15 protein-coding genes are annotated in these 15808 nt (G+C 68.8%); 3 read left to right on the forward strand and 12 right to left on the reverse strand.

What is annotated here, in order from left to right; translation table 11 throughout:
* Positions 1 to 32: 32 nt before the first annotated feature.
* From prcB to arc, 5 genes are all read right to left on the reverse strand, one after another.
* A complete protein-coding gene (prcB, locus tag ACFWTC_RS11500) occupies positions 33 to 872 on the reverse strand; it encodes a proteasome subunit beta (protein ID WP_383927493.1) in 840 nt (279 codons plus the stop codon).
* Positions 824 to 1411 carry an endonuclease VII domain-containing protein gene (locus tag ACFWTC_RS11505; protein WP_383927490.1) on the reverse strand — a complete coding sequence of 196 codons (588 nt, stop codon included), beginning with the start codon at positions 1409 to 1411 and terminating at the stop codon, positions 824 to 826. Before ACFWTC_RS11505 ends, prcB begins: the two co-directional genes overlap by 49 nt.
* A 38-nt stretch (positions 1412 to 1449) precedes the next feature.
* Positions 1450 to 1662 (reverse strand): ubiquitin-like protein Pup, encoded by a 213-nt coding sequence (locus tag ACFWTC_RS11510; protein WP_383927487.1) that lies wholly within the window; start codon positions 1660 to 1662, stop codon positions 1450 to 1452.
* Between the two features lie 190 nt (positions 1663 to 1852).
* Positions 1853 to 3364, reverse strand: coding sequence for a depupylase/deamidase Dop (gene dop / locus ACFWTC_RS11515; RefSeq protein WP_383927484.1), 1512 nt, complete (start codon positions 3362 to 3364; stop codon positions 1853 to 1855).
* 252 nt (positions 3365 to 3616) lie between these two features.
* Positions 3617 to 5383 (reverse strand): proteasome ATPase, encoded by a 1767-nt coding sequence (gene arc, locus ACFWTC_RS11520; protein ID WP_383927481.1) that lies wholly within the window; start codon positions 5381 to 5383, stop codon positions 3617 to 3619.
* Positions 5384 to 5647: 264 nt separating this feature from the next.
* On the opposite strand from arc, the gene ACFWTC_RS11525 reads away from it, so the two are divergent.
* On the forward strand, positions 5648 to 5968 hold the full coding sequence (locus ACFWTC_RS11525) for a ferredoxin (protein WP_383927478.1): 321 nt from the start codon (positions 5648 to 5650) through the stop codon (positions 5966 to 5968).
* A gap of 4 nt (positions 5969 to 5972) precedes the next feature.
* Here ACFWTC_RS11525 and ACFWTC_RS11530 read toward each other — a convergent pair whose 3' ends face one another.
* From ACFWTC_RS11530 to ACFWTC_RS11540, 3 genes are all read right to left on the reverse strand, one after another.
* On the reverse strand, positions 5973 to 6587 hold the full coding sequence (locus ACFWTC_RS11530; protein WP_384029400.1) for a hypothetical protein: 615 nt from the start codon (positions 6585 to 6587) through the stop codon (positions 5973 to 5975).
* 181 nt (positions 6588 to 6768) lie between these two features.
* Complete coding sequence (locus tag ACFWTC_RS11535; RefSeq protein WP_383927473.1) at positions 6769 to 7692, reverse strand: tRNA (adenine-N1)-methyltransferase; 924 nt, start codon at positions 7690 to 7692, stop codon at positions 6769 to 6771.
* An 18-nt stretch (positions 7693 to 7710) separates the two neighbouring features.
* Complete coding sequence (locus ACFWTC_RS11540; protein ID WP_384029398.1) at positions 7711 to 8910, reverse strand: site-2 protease family protein; 1200 nt, start codon at positions 8908 to 8910, stop codon at positions 7711 to 7713.
* Between the two features lie 280 nt (positions 8911 to 9190).
* On the opposite strand from ACFWTC_RS11540, the gene ACFWTC_RS11545 reads away from it, so the two are divergent.
* Both ACFWTC_RS11545 and ACFWTC_RS11550 read left to right on the forward strand, forming a co-directional pair.
* Positions 9191 to 10039, forward strand: a complete 849-nt coding sequence (locus tag ACFWTC_RS11545; RefSeq protein ID WP_383927569.1) for a RecB family exonuclease — start codon at positions 9191 to 9193, stop codon at positions 10037 to 10039.
* 64 nt (positions 10040 to 10103) lie between these two features.
* Positions 10104 to 10775, forward strand: a complete 672-nt coding sequence (locus ACFWTC_RS11550) for a response regulator (protein WP_383927467.1) — start codon at positions 10104 to 10106, stop codon at positions 10773 to 10775.
* A 120-nt stretch (positions 10776 to 10895) separates the two neighbouring features.
* On the opposite strand, the gene ACFWTC_RS11555 is transcribed toward ACFWTC_RS11550, so the two are convergent.
* From ACFWTC_RS11555 to ACFWTC_RS11570, 4 genes are all read right to left on the reverse strand, one after another.
* On the reverse strand, positions 10896 to 12473 hold the full coding sequence (locus ACFWTC_RS11555; protein ID WP_384029396.1) for an ABC transporter substrate-binding protein: 1578 nt from the start codon (positions 12471 to 12473) through the stop codon (positions 10896 to 10898).
* A gap of 73 nt (positions 12474 to 12546) precedes the next feature.
* Positions 12547 to 14151, reverse strand: a complete 1605-nt coding sequence (locus ACFWTC_RS11560; protein ID WP_383927461.1) for an ABC transporter substrate-binding protein — start codon at positions 14149 to 14151, stop codon at positions 12547 to 12549.
* 490 nt (positions 14152 to 14641) lie between these two features.
* A complete protein-coding gene (locus ACFWTC_RS11565) occupies positions 14642 to 15343 on the reverse strand; it encodes an HAD family hydrolase (RefSeq protein ID WP_383927458.1) in 702 nt (233 codons plus the stop codon).
* A 111-nt stretch (positions 15344 to 15454) separates the two neighbouring features.
* Positions 15455 to 15808 (reverse strand): vitamin B12 dependent-methionine synthase activation domain-containing protein (locus ACFWTC_RS11570; RefSeq protein ID WP_384074153.1); only part of this gene is annotated, 354 nt, incomplete at its 5' end.

The following is a 15808-nucleotide window of genomic DNA, read 5'->3' on the forward strand; positions in this document are numbered from 1 at the left end:
TTTCTTCTGGGCTCCTACGGGGCGGCGGATGGTCAGAGCAGGGCGGCGCGCGGGCCGTCGGGCTGCTCCATGCGCCGTTCGGTGATGGCGCGGGCGAGTTCCGAGGACTCGGCCTCGCTGAGCCTGCGGAAGCCCTCGTCGGTGATGACGGTGACGATCGGGAAGATCCGGCGGTACAGGTCCGGACCACCCGTCGCCGAGTCGTCGTCGGCGGCGTCGTACAGGGCCTGCACGACCAGGGTGGTGGCCTGCTGCTCCGTCAGGTCGTCGCGGTACAGCTTCTTCATGGAGCCGCGCGCGAAGATCGAACCGGACCCGGTGGCGGCGAAGCCGTGCTCCTCCGAGCGGCCGCCGGTCACGTCGTAGGAGAAGATCCGGCCCTTCTCCTTGGCCTCGTCGTACCCCGCGAAGAGCGGTACGACGGCCAGCCCCTGCATCGCCATGCCCAGATTGCTCCGGATCATGGTGGACAGGCGGTTCGCCTTGCCCTCCAGCGAAAGGGTCGCCCCCTCCACCTTCTCGAAGTGCTCCAGCTCCAGCTGGAACAGCTTGACCATCTCCACGGCCAGGCCGGCGGTGCCGGCGATGCCCACGGCGGAGTACTCGTCCGCCGGGAACACCTTCTCGATGTCCCGCTGCGCGATCATGTGCCCCATGGTCGCCCGCCGGTCACCGGCGAGCACGACCCCGCCGGGGAAGGTGGCGGCCACGATGGTCGTCCCGTGCGGCGCCTCGATCACCCCGTCCGGCAACCTGCGGTTGCCGGGCAGCATGTCGGGCGAGTGCGCGCCCAGGAAATCCATGAAGGAGGACGAGCCCGGCGTCAGGAAGGCTGCCGGTAGACGCCCTGTGCTACGAGTGTTGGGTTCCACAGGTTTCCTTCCACGTAAGCGGCTGCACGCCGTATGACGTCCGGCCGATCCTTGAACTGCCCCAAGGCTGCGTTGCAGCTGAAGCACAGCACGCCCCGGACCCTACCCGTCTGATGATCGTGATCAACATGCTCCGCCGAAGCCTGTCGGCAGATCACGCAGACACCGCCTTGAGCGGCGATCATCTCCTCGCGCTGGGTCTCGGTGATTCCGTACTTCCGCTTGAAATAACTCGCCCTGTTGCGCTGCGCACGGCACGAACGGCAATAGCTCGACCATCCGTCCGGGGTTGTCTTGTTCCGCTCCCACTCGGAGTGCGGCTTGATCTCCTCACACTGAGGAAACCGCTTGTGACCGGACGGCACGGGCACCTTCACCCGCACCGTCCTGCCTTTTGCCTGCTGGCGCTGCTTGTAGTACTCAGCCGAGCAGATGCGGCAATAGGCCTGTAAACCGTCGGGCACCGACCGGTTGCTCGCGTATTCCGCGCGCGGCCTGTCCTGCTTGCATCGCGAGCACCGTTTCGTGTCGTCGGACAACCACCCCGCCCCCACCTTCGTTTCGAAGGTCAAATGGCCTACTGGCCACCCTTCTGAACGAACGACCGCACGAAATCCTCAGCATTCTCTTCGAGGACATCGTCAATCTCGTCAAGTACGGAGTCGACGTCGTCGGAGAGCTTTTCCTGGCGCTCCTTGAGGTCGGTGGTCTCCTCGACCGCCGCGTCCTCGACCTCCTCGGTCGAGCGCTGCGCCTTCTGCTGTCCGCCGCCGGTGTCCTTGGTCGCCATGTCTACCTCACCCCGCTCGGTTCGCACGCTCACGTCGAGGGACCCCGGGATTCGGGGCTCCCTCAAGATCAGACCTTACGTCGGACCCTACAAGGAGGGTCCGACATTCGTCCCCGCAGTTGTTCAAAAGGTCCCGGCATAACGTCCGGCTGTTCTCATGATTCCCGGACCCGGGGCCTTTCAGCCGCAATCAGCGGCCCGAAAGCACCCGCACCAGGTCCTCCGCCGTGCGGCACCGGTCCAGGAGCTCCTTCACGTGGGCCCGGGTGCCCCGCAGCGGCTCCAGCGTGGGGACCCGCTGGAGGGAGTCGTGGCCCGGCAGGTCGAAGATCACCGAGTCCCAGGAGGCCGCCGCCACGTCGTCCGCGTACTGCTCCAGGCAGCGGCCGCGGAAGTACGCACGGGTGTCCTCCGGGGGCTTGCTCTGGGCCCGGTCGACCGCAGGCTCCTCCAGGAGCCGCCGCATCTTGCCGCGGGCCGCCAGGCGGTTGTACAGGCCCTTCTCCGGCCGTACGTCCGCGTACTGGAGGTCCACCAGGTGCAGCCGGGCCGCGTCCCACTCCAGCCCGTCCCGGCGCCGGTAGCCCTCCAGGATCTCCCGCTTGGCGATCCAGTCCAGCTCGCCCGACAGGCTCATCGGGTCGGTCTCCAGCCGGCCCAGTACGTCCTCCCAGCGGGCCAGCACGTCGCGGGTCTGCTCGTCCACGTCGGAGCCGAAACGCTCGTCCACGTACTTCCTGGCCAGCTCGAAGTACTCCATCTGGAGCTGTACGGCGGTCAGCGTCCGCCCGCTGCGCAGCGTGATCAGGTACTTCAGGTCCGGATCGTGGGAGACCTGGTGCAGGGTGCGCACCGGCTGGTCCACGGCGAGGTCGACGTTGATGAACCCGTCCTCGATCATGGACAGGACCAGGGCCGTCGTGCCGAGCTTGAGGTAGGTGGAGATCTCGGACAGGTTGGCGTCGCCGATGATCACGTGGAGGCGGCGGTACTTCTCGGCGTCCGAGTGGGGTTCGTCGCGGGTGTTGATGATGGGGCGCTTGAGGGTGGTTTCCAGGCCCACCTCGACTTCGAAGTAGTCCGCGCGCTGGCTGATCTGGAAGCCGTGTTCGCGGCCGTCCTGGCCGATGCCGACGCGTCCCGCGCCGGTGACGACCTGGCGGGAGACGAAGAAGGGGGTGAGGTGGCGCACGATGTCCGAGAAGGGGGTTTCCCGCTTCATCAGGTAGTTCTCGTGCGTGCCGTAGGAGGCGCCCTTGTTGTCGGTGTTGTTCTTGTAGAGGTGGATCGGCTGCGCTCCGGGCAGCTGGGCCGCCCGTACGGCGGCCTCGGCCATGATCCGCTCGCCGGCCTTGTCCCAGAGCACGGCGTCGAGCGGGTTGGTGATCTCGGGCGAGCTGTACTCGGGGTGCGCGTGGTCGACGTAGAGCCGTGCGCCGTTGGTGAGGATGACGTTGGCGAGGCCGATGTCCTCGTCGGTGAGCTGGCTGTTGTCGGCGGCCTCGCGGGCGAGGTCGAAGCCGCGGGCGTCCCGCAGCGGATTCTCCTCCTCGAAGTCCCAGCGGGCGCGTCGCGCCCGGTGCATCGCCGCCGCGTAGGCGTTGACGATCTGGGACGAGGTGAGCATGGCATTGGCGTTCGGGTGCCCCGGGACGGAGATCCCGTACTCCGTCTCGATCCCCATTACTCGCCGTACGGTCATGCGGCCCTCCTTGCCCGGCGGCGCCCCCCTTCGGGGGCGGCGCTCAAGTACCGCTGGTGCTCCGGTGCGTGTGTCTGTGCGGTGCCCGTCCCCGCACTGCGCGTCCGGCGGTACGGAAGAGCCTATGACCACTGAGCGCTCGTGGGGAGATCGTTTCCGTCATTGAATGTGCGTGGTCCCCGGCTGAAAAGCAGTCGGTAAAGCAGTCGGCTGCGGATGCCCGGGGAGGGCATCCGCAGCCGCTCCGCTTCGTCAGAGGTACTGACCGGTGTTGGCCACCGTGTCGATGGAGCGTCCGGTGTCCGCGCCTTGCTTTCCGGTGACGAGCGTGCGGATGAATACGATCCGCTCGCCCTTCTTTCCGGAGATCCGGGCCCAGTCGTCGGGGTTGGTGGTGTTGGGCAGGTCCTCGTTCTCCTTGAACTCGTCCACGCAAGCCTGGAGGAGGTGGGCGACGCGGAGGCCCTTCTGGTTGTGCTCGAGGAAGTCCTTGATGGCCATCTTCTTCGCACGGTCCACGATGTTCTGGATCATCGCGCCCGAGTTGAAGTCCTTGAAGTAAAGGACTTCCTTGTCGCCGTTGGCGTACGTGACCTCGAGGAAGCGGTTCTCCTCGGTTTCGGCGTACATCTGCTCGACGACGGTCTGGATCATGCTGTGGACGGTGCCGGCGGTCGAGCCCTGGTGCTCGGACAGGTCGTCCGGGTGGAGGGGCAGCGAGGCCTTGAGGTACTTCGCGAAGATGTCCTTGGCCGCCTGGGCGTCCGGACGCTCGATCTTGATCTTCACGTCGAGGCGGCCGGGGCGCAGGATGGCCGGGTCGATCATGTCCTCGCGGTTGGAGGCGCCGATGACGATGACGTTCTCCAGGCCTTCCACGCCGTCGATCTCGGCGAGCAGCTGAGGGACGATGGTGTTCTCCACGTCCGAGCTGACTCCGGATCCGCGGGTGCGGAAGAGGGATTCCATCTCGTCGAAGAAGACGATGACGGGGGTGCCCTCGCTCGCCTTCTCCCGTGCGCGCTGGAAGACGAGGCGGATGTGCCGCTCGGTCTCGCCGACGTACTTGTTGAGGAGCTCGGGGCCCTTGATGTTCAGGAAGTAGGACTTCCCGGCGGGCTGGCCGGTCACCTCGGCGACCTTCTTGGCAAGGGAGTTGGCGACGGCCTTGGCGATGAGCGTCTTGCCGCAGCCGGGCGGGCCGTAGAGCAGGATGCCCTTGGGCGGCCGCAGTTCGTGTTCCTTGAAGAGGTCCGGGTAGAGGTACGGGAGCTCGACCGCGTCGCGGATCAGCTCGATCTGGTCGCCCAGGCCGCCGATCTTGTCGTAGTCGATGTCCGGGACCTCTTCGAGGACGAGTTCCTCGACCTCGCTCTTGGGGACGACCTCGTAGACGTAGCCGGAGCGGGGTTCGAGCAGGAGGGCGTCGCCGGGGCGGATGGTGATGTCCAGGAGCGGCTCGGCGAGCCTCACCACCCTTTCCTCGTCGGTGTGCCCGACCACCAGGGCGCGCTCGCCGTCCTCGAGGATCTCCTTGAGGGTGACGATGTCCCCGGCCCGCTCGTACGCCATGGCCTCGACCACGTTGAGGGCCTCGTTGAGCATGACCTCCTGGCCGCGCCGGAGCTCTTCCGGTTCGACGCTGGGGCTGACGTTCACGCGGAGCTTTCGGCCCCCGGTGAAGATGTCGACGGTGCCGTCCTCGTTGGCCTGCAGGAAGACACCGAAACCGGCCGGCGGCTGTGCGAGCCGGTCGACTTCCTCCTTGAGGGCCACGATCTGGTCGCGGGCCTCGCGGAGCGTGTTTGCGAGTCGTTCATTCTGAGCGGAGACGCCGGCCAGATTTGTCTGTAGCTCGACGATCCGCTCTTCGAGAATCCTCGTGTGTCGCGGAGAGTCGGCGAGCTTACGTCGCAGGACGGCGATTTCCTGCTCGAGAAAGGCAACCTGGCCGGCGGGGTCCTCAGACCCTCGCCCGGGCCGGATGCCGCGGTTGATGTCGTCGTCGTGGGCTGCCACGGTCCTCACCTCCTCCAAGGGGAGCTGGACGCTTCCTGACCCTACCTGGGCTGGTGGTGATTGAAACCCCTAGATCACAAAGACGGTAGAGGTGTGTCCGATCTTCACCCTTGCGTACTCCCTCACGCCAAGGAAATACCCACCCCTCAAACTCGGGATGCGCCCGGTTGTAAGGTCGAAGTGTTCAACACCCGTCAGAGCCCGCGCGACTTGCCGCGCGTTGTGACCGGGGTGGATCACTCAGCGCAGGAAACGGCAGGAGATATGACCGTGCAGCAGGAGGCTCCGACGGGCGGCGTCGGTGAGGCCGGAGAGCCCCTTGAGGTCTGGATCGATCAGGACCTCTGCACCGGGGACGGCATCTGCGCGCAGTACGCGCCGGAGGTGTTCGAGCTGGACATCGACGGTCTGGCGTATGTGAAGAGCGGTGAGGACGAGCTCTTGCAGGACGCGGGGGCGACGACTCCGGTTCCGTTGACGCTGCTCCAGGACGTGGTGGACTCGGTGAAGGAATGTCCGGGTGACTGCATTCACGTAAGGCGCGTTTCGGACAGGGTGGAAGTCTTCGGTCCCGACGCCGGGTGACGGTTCAAACACTCTTGACGGACGGGTCCGTCAGCTCCTGGCGGAATTTTCCGCCGGTCCAGCGCCACTTGGCGAGCTTCTTGACGTCGGGGCTGTAGCGCGGGACCTCGGGCGAGGAGTAGCCGAGGAGGGTGGCGGTGACGGCGCCGTCGCTCACGGTGAGGTCGGTGGCGGTCTGGCGGCGGCCGGTGTCGAGGAGGGTGGCCACGACCCGGGGTGGTGCGCCTTCGGTGCGGTCCCGGGTGAGGACGTAGAGGGCATGGGGCGGGGTGCCCGAACCAGCGTCGCAGCGGACGGCCGCGACGGTTTCGGGGCGGCCGTCGCCGTCGAGGTCGCCCTGGGCGGTGGCGGCGACGGTCTGGGGGGCGCCCTTGCAGTCGAGCGGGTAGGTGACGGCCGCGGCGTCGGGGGCGTCCGCGGTGACGGCGGGGGCGGCGGCCTGTGGCCCGTTCGCGGCGGGGGCGGTCGCGGTCGGTGCGCCGGCGGCGGGCTGGACGAGTCCCGCGGCGGCTATGACGGCGGCGACGGCGGTGGCCGTGGCGAGCCAGTGGGCGGGCTTGGTGCCGCTGTGCGCGAGGGTTTCCGAGGCTGGCGCCGGCTCGGTGGGGCTGTGCAGCACGCGGGGTGTCTCCTGTGCGAAGGGTGACGGGGAGCCAGCATCGTGCCACACCTCACACGGCGGCGGAACGGCTGGGTCCGGGCGGGCCGGCCCGACGTACATGACAACGAAAAGGCGCTGTGGCGCAGTTCCCGGATCGTCGGGGGAACTGCGCCGCAGCGCCTTCGTGTTGGGTCGCGGGTCAGCCGCGCTCGGCCGCGCGGTCGGCCGCGCCGCCGGACTGACTGCCGGGGCCGTCGTAGTCGTCGCCGTACGCGCCCTTGGCGGGGCGGCGGCGGCGCATGGGCGGCTCGACGCCGTCGGCGAGGCGGCGGGCGGTGACGAGGAAGCCGGTGTGGCCGATCATGCGGTGGTCGGGGCGGACCGCGAGGCCTTCCACGTGCCAGTTGCGGATCATCGATTCCCACGGCTGCGGCTCGGCGTAGCAGCCGAACTCGCGGATGGACTCGACGGTGCGCGAGAGCTGGGTGGTGGTGGCGACGTAGCAGCACAGGATGCCGCCGGGGACCAGGGCCTTGGAGACGGCCTCGAGGCACTCCCAGGGGGCGAGCATGTCGAGGATGACGCGGTCGACGTCCGTGTCGGACAGGTTGTCCTGGAGGTCGCCGACGGTCAGCTGCCACGCGGGGTGCGGGCCGCCGAAGTACCGCTCGACGTTGGCGGTCGCGATCTCGGCGAAGTCCGCGCGGCGCTCGTAGCTGTGGAGCATGCCCTGGTCGCCGATGGCGCGCAGCAGGAAGCTGCTCAGGGAGCCGGATCCGACGCCCGCCTCGACGACGCGGGCGCCGGGGAAGATGTCGGCGAAGGCCAGGATCTGGCCCGCGTCCTTGGGGTAGACCACGGCGGCACCGCGGGGCATGGACAGGACATAGTCGGGGAGCAGGGGACGCAGCGCGAGGTACGCGACGTTGCCCGTGGTACGGACAACACTGCCCTCGGGAGCACCGATCAGCTCGTCGTGCGGGAAGGAACCCTTGTGGGTGTGGAAGTTCTTCCCGGCTTCGAGCGTGAACGTGTAGTGGCGGCCCTTGGGGTCGGTGAGCTGAACCTGGTCCCCGACCTCGAAGGGCCCGCGTCGGCGGGCGGCACCGGTCGGTTCGGACATGTGACCAGTGTATTGGGTTCAGGACTGGGGCCGCGCCATGGCCTTCACGAAGGCCTTTTCGACGTCGAGGGTGGACAGGACGCCGTAGATCTCGCCGCCGGGTTCGAGGACGAGGTATTCGGTGGCGGGGGTGGCGCGGAGGTGGTCGAGGAGTTCTTCGCCGTTGAGGTCGGCGGAGACCCGCATGCCGTCGGTGAGGTCCTGGGCGAGGGTGCTGACGGCGATCCAGGGGCGGCGGTGTTCGGGGACGGAGGCGATGGCGGTCTCGCGGACGATGGCGGTGGGGTCGCCCTGTCCGTCGACGACGACGAGGGCGCGGGCGCCGGCTTCGTTGGCCCGGCGGAGGGCTTCGGAGAGGGGGGTGGCGTTCTCGACGGGGATGGCGCGGCGGGTGAGGGTGCGGGCGCGCAGGTCGGGGAGGTGTTCGCGCAGGCGGGCCATGCGGAGGCTGTTGCCGGCTCCGGTCCAGATGATGGCGGCGAGGATCGCGGCGAGCAGGGCGTCCATGACGGTGTCCATGCCGCCGATGGAGTCGGTGCGGGTGCCGAGGGCGCCGGTGTGGGTGAGGAGGGGGAGGCCGAGGAGGACGGCGACGGCGAGGGCGCGGCCGATCCAGGCGGCGGCGACGGTGCCGGCCATGGGTTTGCCGGTGATGCCCCAGATCACGGCGCGGAGCATGCGGCCGCCGTCGAGGGGGAGGCCGGGGAGGAGGTTGAAGGCGGCGACGAGGAGGTTGGAGATCATGAGTCCGGCGAGGAGGACGCCGGGGACGGTGGCGGGGTCGACGGCCTTCATGCCGAGGTAGAAGGCTAGGGCGAGGAGGAGGGAGAGGAGGGGGCCGACGAAGGCGAGGATGAATTCGCGGCCGGGGGTTTCGGACTCCTTCTCGATCTCGGAGACTCCGCCGAAGAACTGGAGCCGGATGCGGCGCACGGGGAGTTTGAAGCGCAGGGCGGCGACGGTGTGGGCGAGTTCGTGGACGAGGACCGAGGCGTAGAAGGCGACGGCGAAGAAGAGGGAGACCAGGTAGCGGGCGGGTCCGAGGTCGGGGAGGATGCGGTCGAGCTGGTCGCCGAAGACCCAGGTGATGAGGGCGGCGACGAGGAACCAGCTGGGCGAGACGTAGACGGGTACGCCGAAGGGGCGGCCCATGAGGAGTCCGCCGCCCGGTCCGGAGCGCCGTCCTCCGCGCTCGCCGGTTTCGTCGGTGTCTGCCACGGCTGTCCTTCGTTCTGGGGGTTCCCGCGGTCGTAGTCCGGGGGATCGTGTTTCCGGTGGTGCGGGTGGGGCCGGTGTCGCGTTTCGGTGGGGTGTGGTGCTCCGATCATGCAGTGCGCGGGGCCCCGGAGTCGATGGTATGCGCGTGCTGTCGGTCGCGGGTCGTAGGGTTTTGTCCATGACGACGAGCTCCGGTGCCGTGCCAGGCGCAGCCGATGCCGACGCGGCGCGGCGCGCTGTGGCGCCCACGTCGCTGTCCCCTTCGCGGGCCGGCGATTTCATGCAGTGTCCGCTGCTCTACCGGTTCCGGGTGATCGACCGGTTGCCGGAGAAGCCCAGTGCGGCGGCCACCCGGGGGACGCTGGTGCACGCGGTGCTGGAGCGGTTGTTCGATCATCCGGCGACGGAGCGGACGGTGCCGCGGGCGAAGGCGTTGGTTCCGGGGCAGTGGGACCGGTTGCTGGAGGCGAAGCCGGAGCTGGCGGAGCTGTTCCCGCGGGACGATGCGGGGGCGGGGCTGGCGCGGTGGCTGACGGAGGCCGAGGCGCTGGTGGAGCGGTGGTTCACGCTGGAGGACCCGACGCGGCTGGAGCCGGTGGAGCGGGAGTTCTTCGTGGAGACGGAGCTGGATTCGGGGCTGCGGCTGCGCGGGATCATCGACCGGGTGGACGTCGCGCCGTCGGGAGAGGTGCGGATCGTCGACTACAAGACGGGGAAGGCCCCGCGGGCGGAGTACTCCGAGGGTGCGCTGTTCCAGATGAAGTTCTACGCGCTGGTGGTGTGGCGGCTGAAGCGGGTGGTGCCGCGGCGGCTCCAGCTGGTGTACCTGGGCAGTGGGGACGTGCTGACGTACGACCCGGTGGTGGCGGACCTGGAGCGGGTGGAGCGCAAGCTGCTCGCGCTGTGGGAGGCGATCCGGGAGGCGACGGAGACGGGTGACTGGCGTCCGCGGCCGACGAAGCTGTGCGGCTGGTGTGATCATCAGGCGGTGTGTCCGGAGTTCGGGGGGACTCCCCCGGTGTATCCGCTGGAGGTGTCGCCGGGCCGTCGCGGGGAGGTTCCGGGGGCCCGGGCGGAGCCGGCCGCGGATGCGGTCGTGGAGGCGGCGGTACGCCCGGCGGAGGGCTGATCGGGCGGTCAGGGCACAATGGGCGGCGTCCGCCGAGCCGTCCGACGAATACGAGGGAGACCCCGTGGCGATCCGCGTCCTGCTGGTCGACGACCAGCCACTGCTGCGCACCGGCTTCCGGATGATCCTGGAGGCCGAGCCGGGGCTGGCGGTGGTGGGTGAGGCCGGGGACGGTCTCCAGGCGCTGGACCGGGTGCGGGCGCTGCAGCCCGATGTGGTGCTGATGGACATCCGGATGCCGCGGATGGACGGGGTGGAGGCGACGCGGCAGATCACGGGTCCGGGGCGGGACGGTCCGGCGAAGGTGCTGGTGCTGACGACGTTCGACCTGGACGAGTACGTGGTGGAGGCGCTGCGGGCGGGGGCGAGCGGGTTCCTGCTGAAGGACGCGCCGGCGAACGAGCTGGTGCAGGCGATCCGGGTGGTCGCGGCGGGCGAGGCGATGCTCGCGCCGAGCATCACGCGGCGGCTGCTGGACAAGTACGCGGGGCACCTGCCGTCGGGCGAGGACAGTGCTCCGGACACGCTGGGGACGCTGACCGAGCGCGAGGTCGAGGTGTTGAAGCTGGTGGCCCGCGGGTTGTCGAACGCGGAGATCGCGGCGGACCTGTTCGTGAGCGAGACGACGGTCAAGACGCACGTGGGTCACGTGCTGACGAAGCTGGGCCTGCGCGACCGGGTGCAGGCGGCGGTCTACGCGTACGAGAGCGGTCTGGTGCGGCCCGGCGCCCAGTAAGCGGCCGGCGGGTGTGCGGACGGGCCGGGCCCGGGACCTCTGAGGGTCCCGGGCCCGGCCCGTTCTTCGCGTGCGCTCCCGGCTGGCCCGCTATGGCCGGCCGGGTGGCGGCGGGGCCGCTCAGCCCTTGCTGATCTCCCAGAAGCGGAAGACGGTGGAGGCGTCGAGCGACCACTGGAGGCCGGTGACGTTGGGGCGGGTCACCGCGTACTGCTTGCCCTGCCACAGGGGCAGGAGGGGGATCTCCTCGGCGACGATGTCCTGGAGACGGTTGAAGTCGGTGCTCGCGGCGGCGCGGTCGGACTTCGCGGAGGTCGACGGGATGATGGTCCCGGTGATCTCCTTGTTGTCGTAGTTGTTCTGCAGGACGTTGTCCGGCCCGAAGAACGGCTGCGTGAAGTTGTCGGCGTCGGGGTAGTCCGGCACCCAGCCCTTGACGTACACGCCGTACTTGCCGGCCTGGATGTCCTTCTCGTACTGCTCGTACTCGACGGACTTGACGTCGGCCTCGAAGAGTCCGCTGTCGTTGAGCTGCTTGGCGATGAGCGCGAACTCCTCGTCCGTGGAGGGGCCGTAGCGCGACGGCGTCGAGTACAGGGTGATCTTCACCTTGTCCTTGATGTTCGCGGCGCGCAGGACGGCCTTGGCCTTGTCGGGCTGGGGGCTGCCGCCGTAGCGGTCGAAGAAGGCCGTGTTGTGCGAGGCGATGCCGGCCGGGACGATCGAGTAGAGCGCGGTCGCGGTGCCGTCGTAGACGTCCTTGACGAGCGCTTCGCGGTCGATGAGGTAGGCGAAGGCCTTGCGGACGGGGAGCTTGCCGGCGACCGGGTCGTTCATGTTGAAGACGAGGTGCTCGACCTCGGCGCCGGCGCCCTGGACGACCTCGACCTTCTGGTCGCCGGTCTTGTTGGCGAGGCCGGCGATGTCCTTGGCGGCGAGGCCGCGGAAGGCGAAGTCGACGTCGCCGCTCTCCAGGACCTTGCGGAGGGCGGCCTGGTCCTCGTTGAAGAACTTCATGGTCACGCCGGAGTTCTTCGGCTTGGCCTTGCCGCTGTAGGACTCGTTGACGGAGAAGCTGGCGCTCTTGTCGTTGATCGAGTCCAGCTTGTAGACGCCGGAGCCGAAGGCCTTGCCGTCGCTGCGGATCTTGTCGGCGGGGTACTCGGTGCGGTCGACGATGGCACCCGCGCCCGACGCGATCTTGCTCGGGAAGGTCGCGTCGGACGTCTTCAGCCGGAAGACGACGGTCTTGTCGTCGGGGGCGTCGATGCCGTCGATCGACGAGAGCATCACGGCGGGGCCGTTGTCGTCGTTGATCTTCAGCGTGCGCTCGAAGGAGTACTTGACGTCCTTGGCGGTGAGGCTGTTGCCGTTGCTGAACTTCAGGCCGCCGCGCAGGGTGCACTTGTACACCTTGCTCTCGCCGCCCTCGAACGCGCAGGCCTGCGCGGCGTCGGGTTCCGGCGTGGTGCCGCCCTTGGGGAAGCTCAACAGCGACTGGAAGACGTTGTTGAACAGCAGCCAGGAGCCGGGGTCGTAGCCGGACGCGGGGTCCGTCGACTTCACCTTGTCGGATATCCCCATGACCACGCCCTTGCCGCTTCCGGCATTGGAGCCGTCGGTCGAACCGCAACCGCTGAGCAGCGCGGCGGCGGTGGCTGCGCCGAGCGGGGCCGCCAACCACTGGTTACGTCTCATCACGCGAATCCTTCACAGTCTTGACGAATCGTTGCGCCGGCCTGCGACACCCGCTGCCGGTTCCCTGCGGGTCTCAGCCGCTGACACCTCGGCCGAGTTCCCACAGCTGGAGGTCGGAGATGGCGTTGACCGACCACTCCACTCCGGTGATCCCGTCGCGTGCGGCGACGTACTGCTTGCCCTGCCACAGGGGCAGGACGGGTACGTCCTCGGCGACGATGTCCTGCATCTCCGTGATCGCGGGGAGGGCGACGCTGCGGTCGACCGCCCGGCGGGATTCGGGGATGAGTTTGGTGCGCACCGCGGCGTTGGCGTACGGCGTGCCCAGGAAGTTGTCCTGCTCCAGGAACGGGGCGAGGAAGTTGTCGGCGTCCGGGTAGTCGGGGAACCAGCCGAGCCCGTAGGCGGCGTGGTCGCCCTTCTTCTGCGCGGGCCGGAAGTCGGCCCAGTCGCTGCCCTGGACGGTGATGTCGAACAGGTGGGTGGAGTTCAGCTGGGCCTTGAGGGCCTCGAACTCGGCCGCGGTGCCGTCACCGTAGTGGTCGGTGGTGTAGTTCAGCGTCAGCTTCACCGGGGTCTTGATCCCGGCGTCCTTCAGCAGGCCGGCGGCCTTGGCGGTGTTGGTCTCGCCGTACTTGGTGAAGAAGGAGTTGACGTGGCCGGGCACGGTGGTGGGGACCAGCGAGTAGAGCGGCTGGGCGGCCTTGCCGTAGACCTTGGTGATGACCGCGTTGCGGTCGACGGCGGCGGCGAGGGCCTGGCGTACGGCCTTCTCCTTGACGACCGGTGCCTCGGTGTTGAAGCCGAGGTAGCGGATCTCCAGGCCGGGCAGGGGGACGAGCCGGACGCCCTTGGGCGGCTTGTTGGAGAGCTCGGTGATCTGGGCGGGCGCCAGGGTGCGGGAGACCACGTGGACGGAGCCGTCGGTGAGGGCCCTGCCCATGCCGGCGGAGTCGGGATACGTGCGGAGCTCGACCTTGTCGTTCTGGACCTTCAGGTCGCCCTTGTAGTTCGGGTTCTTGGTGAAGACCGCGCGGACGAGGTGGTTGTCCTTGACCTCGGGCTTCATCGTGTAGGGGCCGGAGCCGTCCACGGAGAAGCCCTCGCGGAGCTTCTTCGGGTCGTAGTCCTTGGCGCTGACGATGCCCGCGGCGGGGGTGGAGAGCTTGTACGGGAAGGTCGCGTCCGGGGTCTTCAGGTGGAAGACGACGGTGTCGGCGCCCTTGGCCTCGACGGTGTCGATGGTGGAGAGCAGCGAGGAGGGGCCGTTCTCGTCCTTGATGGCGAGGACGCGCTCGATGGAGAACTTGACGTCCTTCGCGGTGAGCGGGTCGCCGCCGGCGAACTTGAGGCCGGGGCGCAGGGTGCAGCGGTAGCTCTCGTTGCCGGTGTCGGTGAAGCGGCAGTCGGAGGCCGCTTCGGGGACGGGCTGGCCGCCGCCGCGCGGGGTGTGCATCAGCGTCTGGACGGTCTGGCGCAGGACGTTCCAGGCTCCGGCGTCGTAGGCGTACGCCGGGTCGAACGGGGCGGGGGCGAACTCGGCGGCCTCGAACCGGTCGGTGGTCCCGACGACGATCGCTCCGGATCCCGCTCCTCCGCCGCTGGCGCTGCCGCATGCGGCGAGCGTGGGCGTGAGCAGTCCGGCCGCGGCCGTCAGCACCATGGTCTTGCGGTTCATGCTGGAAGAACTCCCTGTAACCGGCACTTGCTCAAAGCGGCGTAAAGGGCACTTCGCGGCGGTCGCCCGTTCAGGGCGGAACGATCGGGCCGGTGGTATGACGATCGGTCCACGCGGTACCGGCACAGGGGTGTGTGTCCGGGACGGCTGAGGTGCGGCGCAGTGCCCTCGCTGACATTAGTGGGCCGGGGCGGGATGGCTTGAACTGGCCGGACTTGGGGCGTAATCGCACGGTGATGGGAGCGGACTGGTTGTTCATGTGGAAGTCCGCGCAGATTCGGTCAGGAGCTGATCAATCCGGACACAAGGGAAGGCGCAGGAGCCCTCGGGCAGGCCTGCGCGGGGTCGGGCGGGTGACCAAGGTCACCCGGACGACCGCCCCGGGACGCGTGGAATTTCAGCCTCCGGGGCCTCCGACGGAAGATCCTTCCGTCGGACCCGGATCTCGCGGGTGTTCCATTCGGTACAGAGCGTGCAGTGCCGTGTGCGTTCAGTTCATCGGGGCGATCAGGGAGCGGAGGAACGCCAGGTTGACGTCCTCCAGCGAGTGGACGACCGTGCGCCCCGGGGCCGGCGCGATCATCCCGACCGAGGGGATGGCGACGACCCGGCAGCCCGCGGCCTCCGCGGCGGCCACGCCGGTGGCGGTGTCCTCGATGACGGCGCAGCGCGAGGGGTGCGCGCCGAGGGCGGCCGCGGCGTGCAGGTACGGGTCCGGGTGCGGCTTGGTGCGCGCGACCTCGTCGCCGGCGACCGTCATCGTGAAGCGGTCGCGGCCGAGGGTGAGCAGCACCCGGTCGATGACCCGGCGGTGGGAGGCGGAGACGAGGGCGGTGGGCACGTTGTGCTGGGCCAGCTCGGCCAGCAGCCGCTCGGCACCGGGCATGATCGGCACCCGGTCGGCGATGCGGGCCTCGAAGCGCTCGTTGAGCAGGACGCTCAGCTCGGCGAGCTCGATGGCCGCGCCGGTGGACTCGATCAGGAACGCGGCGCTGCGGCTCATGGGGCCGCCGACGACGATGTCCCGCCAGGCGTCGTCGAGCCGGTGTCCGAGTTCGCGGAAGATCTCGGCTTCGATCTCCCACCAGAAGCCCTCCGTGTCGACGAGGGTGCCGTCCATGTCGAGCAGCACCGCCTGGAGGGCCGAGCCGTCGGCCGTACGGGCGACGGGAGCGGGAACCGTGCTCGTCATGCGCGCACCTCTCAGTAGGGACGAGAAGGCCGGTCACCTCTTCCCGCGGGGCATCCCCGGGGGAACAGGCGACCGGCCTGTATGGGACCGACAAGTGTACGTCGGCCCGCGTCAGCGTGCGTTGAAATACTTTGCTTCGGGGTGGTGAATCACGATGGCGTCGGTGGACTGCTCCGGATGGAGCTGGAACTCCTCGGAGAGGTGGACGCCGATCCGCTCCGGCTGGAGGAGTTCGGCGATCTTCGCGCGGTCCTCCAGGTCGGGGCAGGCGCCGTAGCCCAGCGAGAAGCGGGCGCCGCGGTACTTCAGGTCGAACATGTCCTCGACCTTGGACGGGTCCTCGCCGCCGAATCCGAGCTCGGAGCGGACACGGGCGTGCCAGTACTCGGCCATGGCCTCGGCGAGCTGGACGGACAGGCCGTGCAGCTCCAGGTACTCGCGGTAGGCGTCGGCCTCGAAGAGCTT

It is taken from the genome of Streptomyces sp. NPDC058619 (genome assembly GCF_042717785.1).
In the GTDB taxonomy this organism is placed as follows: Bacteria; Actinomycetota; Actinomycetes; order Streptomycetales; family Streptomycetaceae; genus Streptomyces.

Excerpts from the sequence above, each read along its gene's own strand:
- ACFWTC_RS11510 (WP_383927487.1), bottom strand. The coding sequence starts at position 1,662 with ATGGCGACCAAGGACACCGGCGGCGGACAGCAGAAGGCGCAGCGCTCG.
- dop (WP_383927484.1), bottom strand. The coding sequence starts at position 3,364 with ATGACCGTACGGCGAGTAATGGGGATCGAGACGGAGTACGGGATCTCC.
- ACFWTC_RS11525 (WP_383927478.1), top strand. The coding sequence starts at position 5,648 with ATGACCGTGCAGCAGGAGGCTCCGACGGGCGGCGTCGGTGAGGCCGGA.
- ACFWTC_RS11535 (WP_383927473.1), bottom strand. The coding sequence starts at position 7,692 with ATGTCCGAACCGACCGGTGCCGCCCGCCGACGCGGGCCCTTCGAGGTC.
- ACFWTC_RS11545 (WP_383927569.1), top strand. The coding sequence starts at position 9,191 with ATGCAGTGTCCGCTGCTCTACCGGTTCCGGGTGATCGACCGGTTGCCG.
- ACFWTC_RS11555 (WP_384029396.1), bottom strand. The coding sequence starts at position 12,473 with ATGAGACGTAACCAGTGGTTGGCGGCCCCGCTCGGCGCAGCCACCGCC.
- ACFWTC_RS11560 (WP_383927461.1), bottom strand. The coding sequence starts at position 14,151 with ATGAACCGCAAGACCATGGTGCTGACGGCCGCGGCCGGACTGCTCACG.
- ACFWTC_RS11565 (WP_383927458.1), bottom strand. The coding sequence starts at position 15,343 with ATGACGAGCACGGTTCCCGCTCCCGTCGCCCGTACGGCCGACGGCTCG.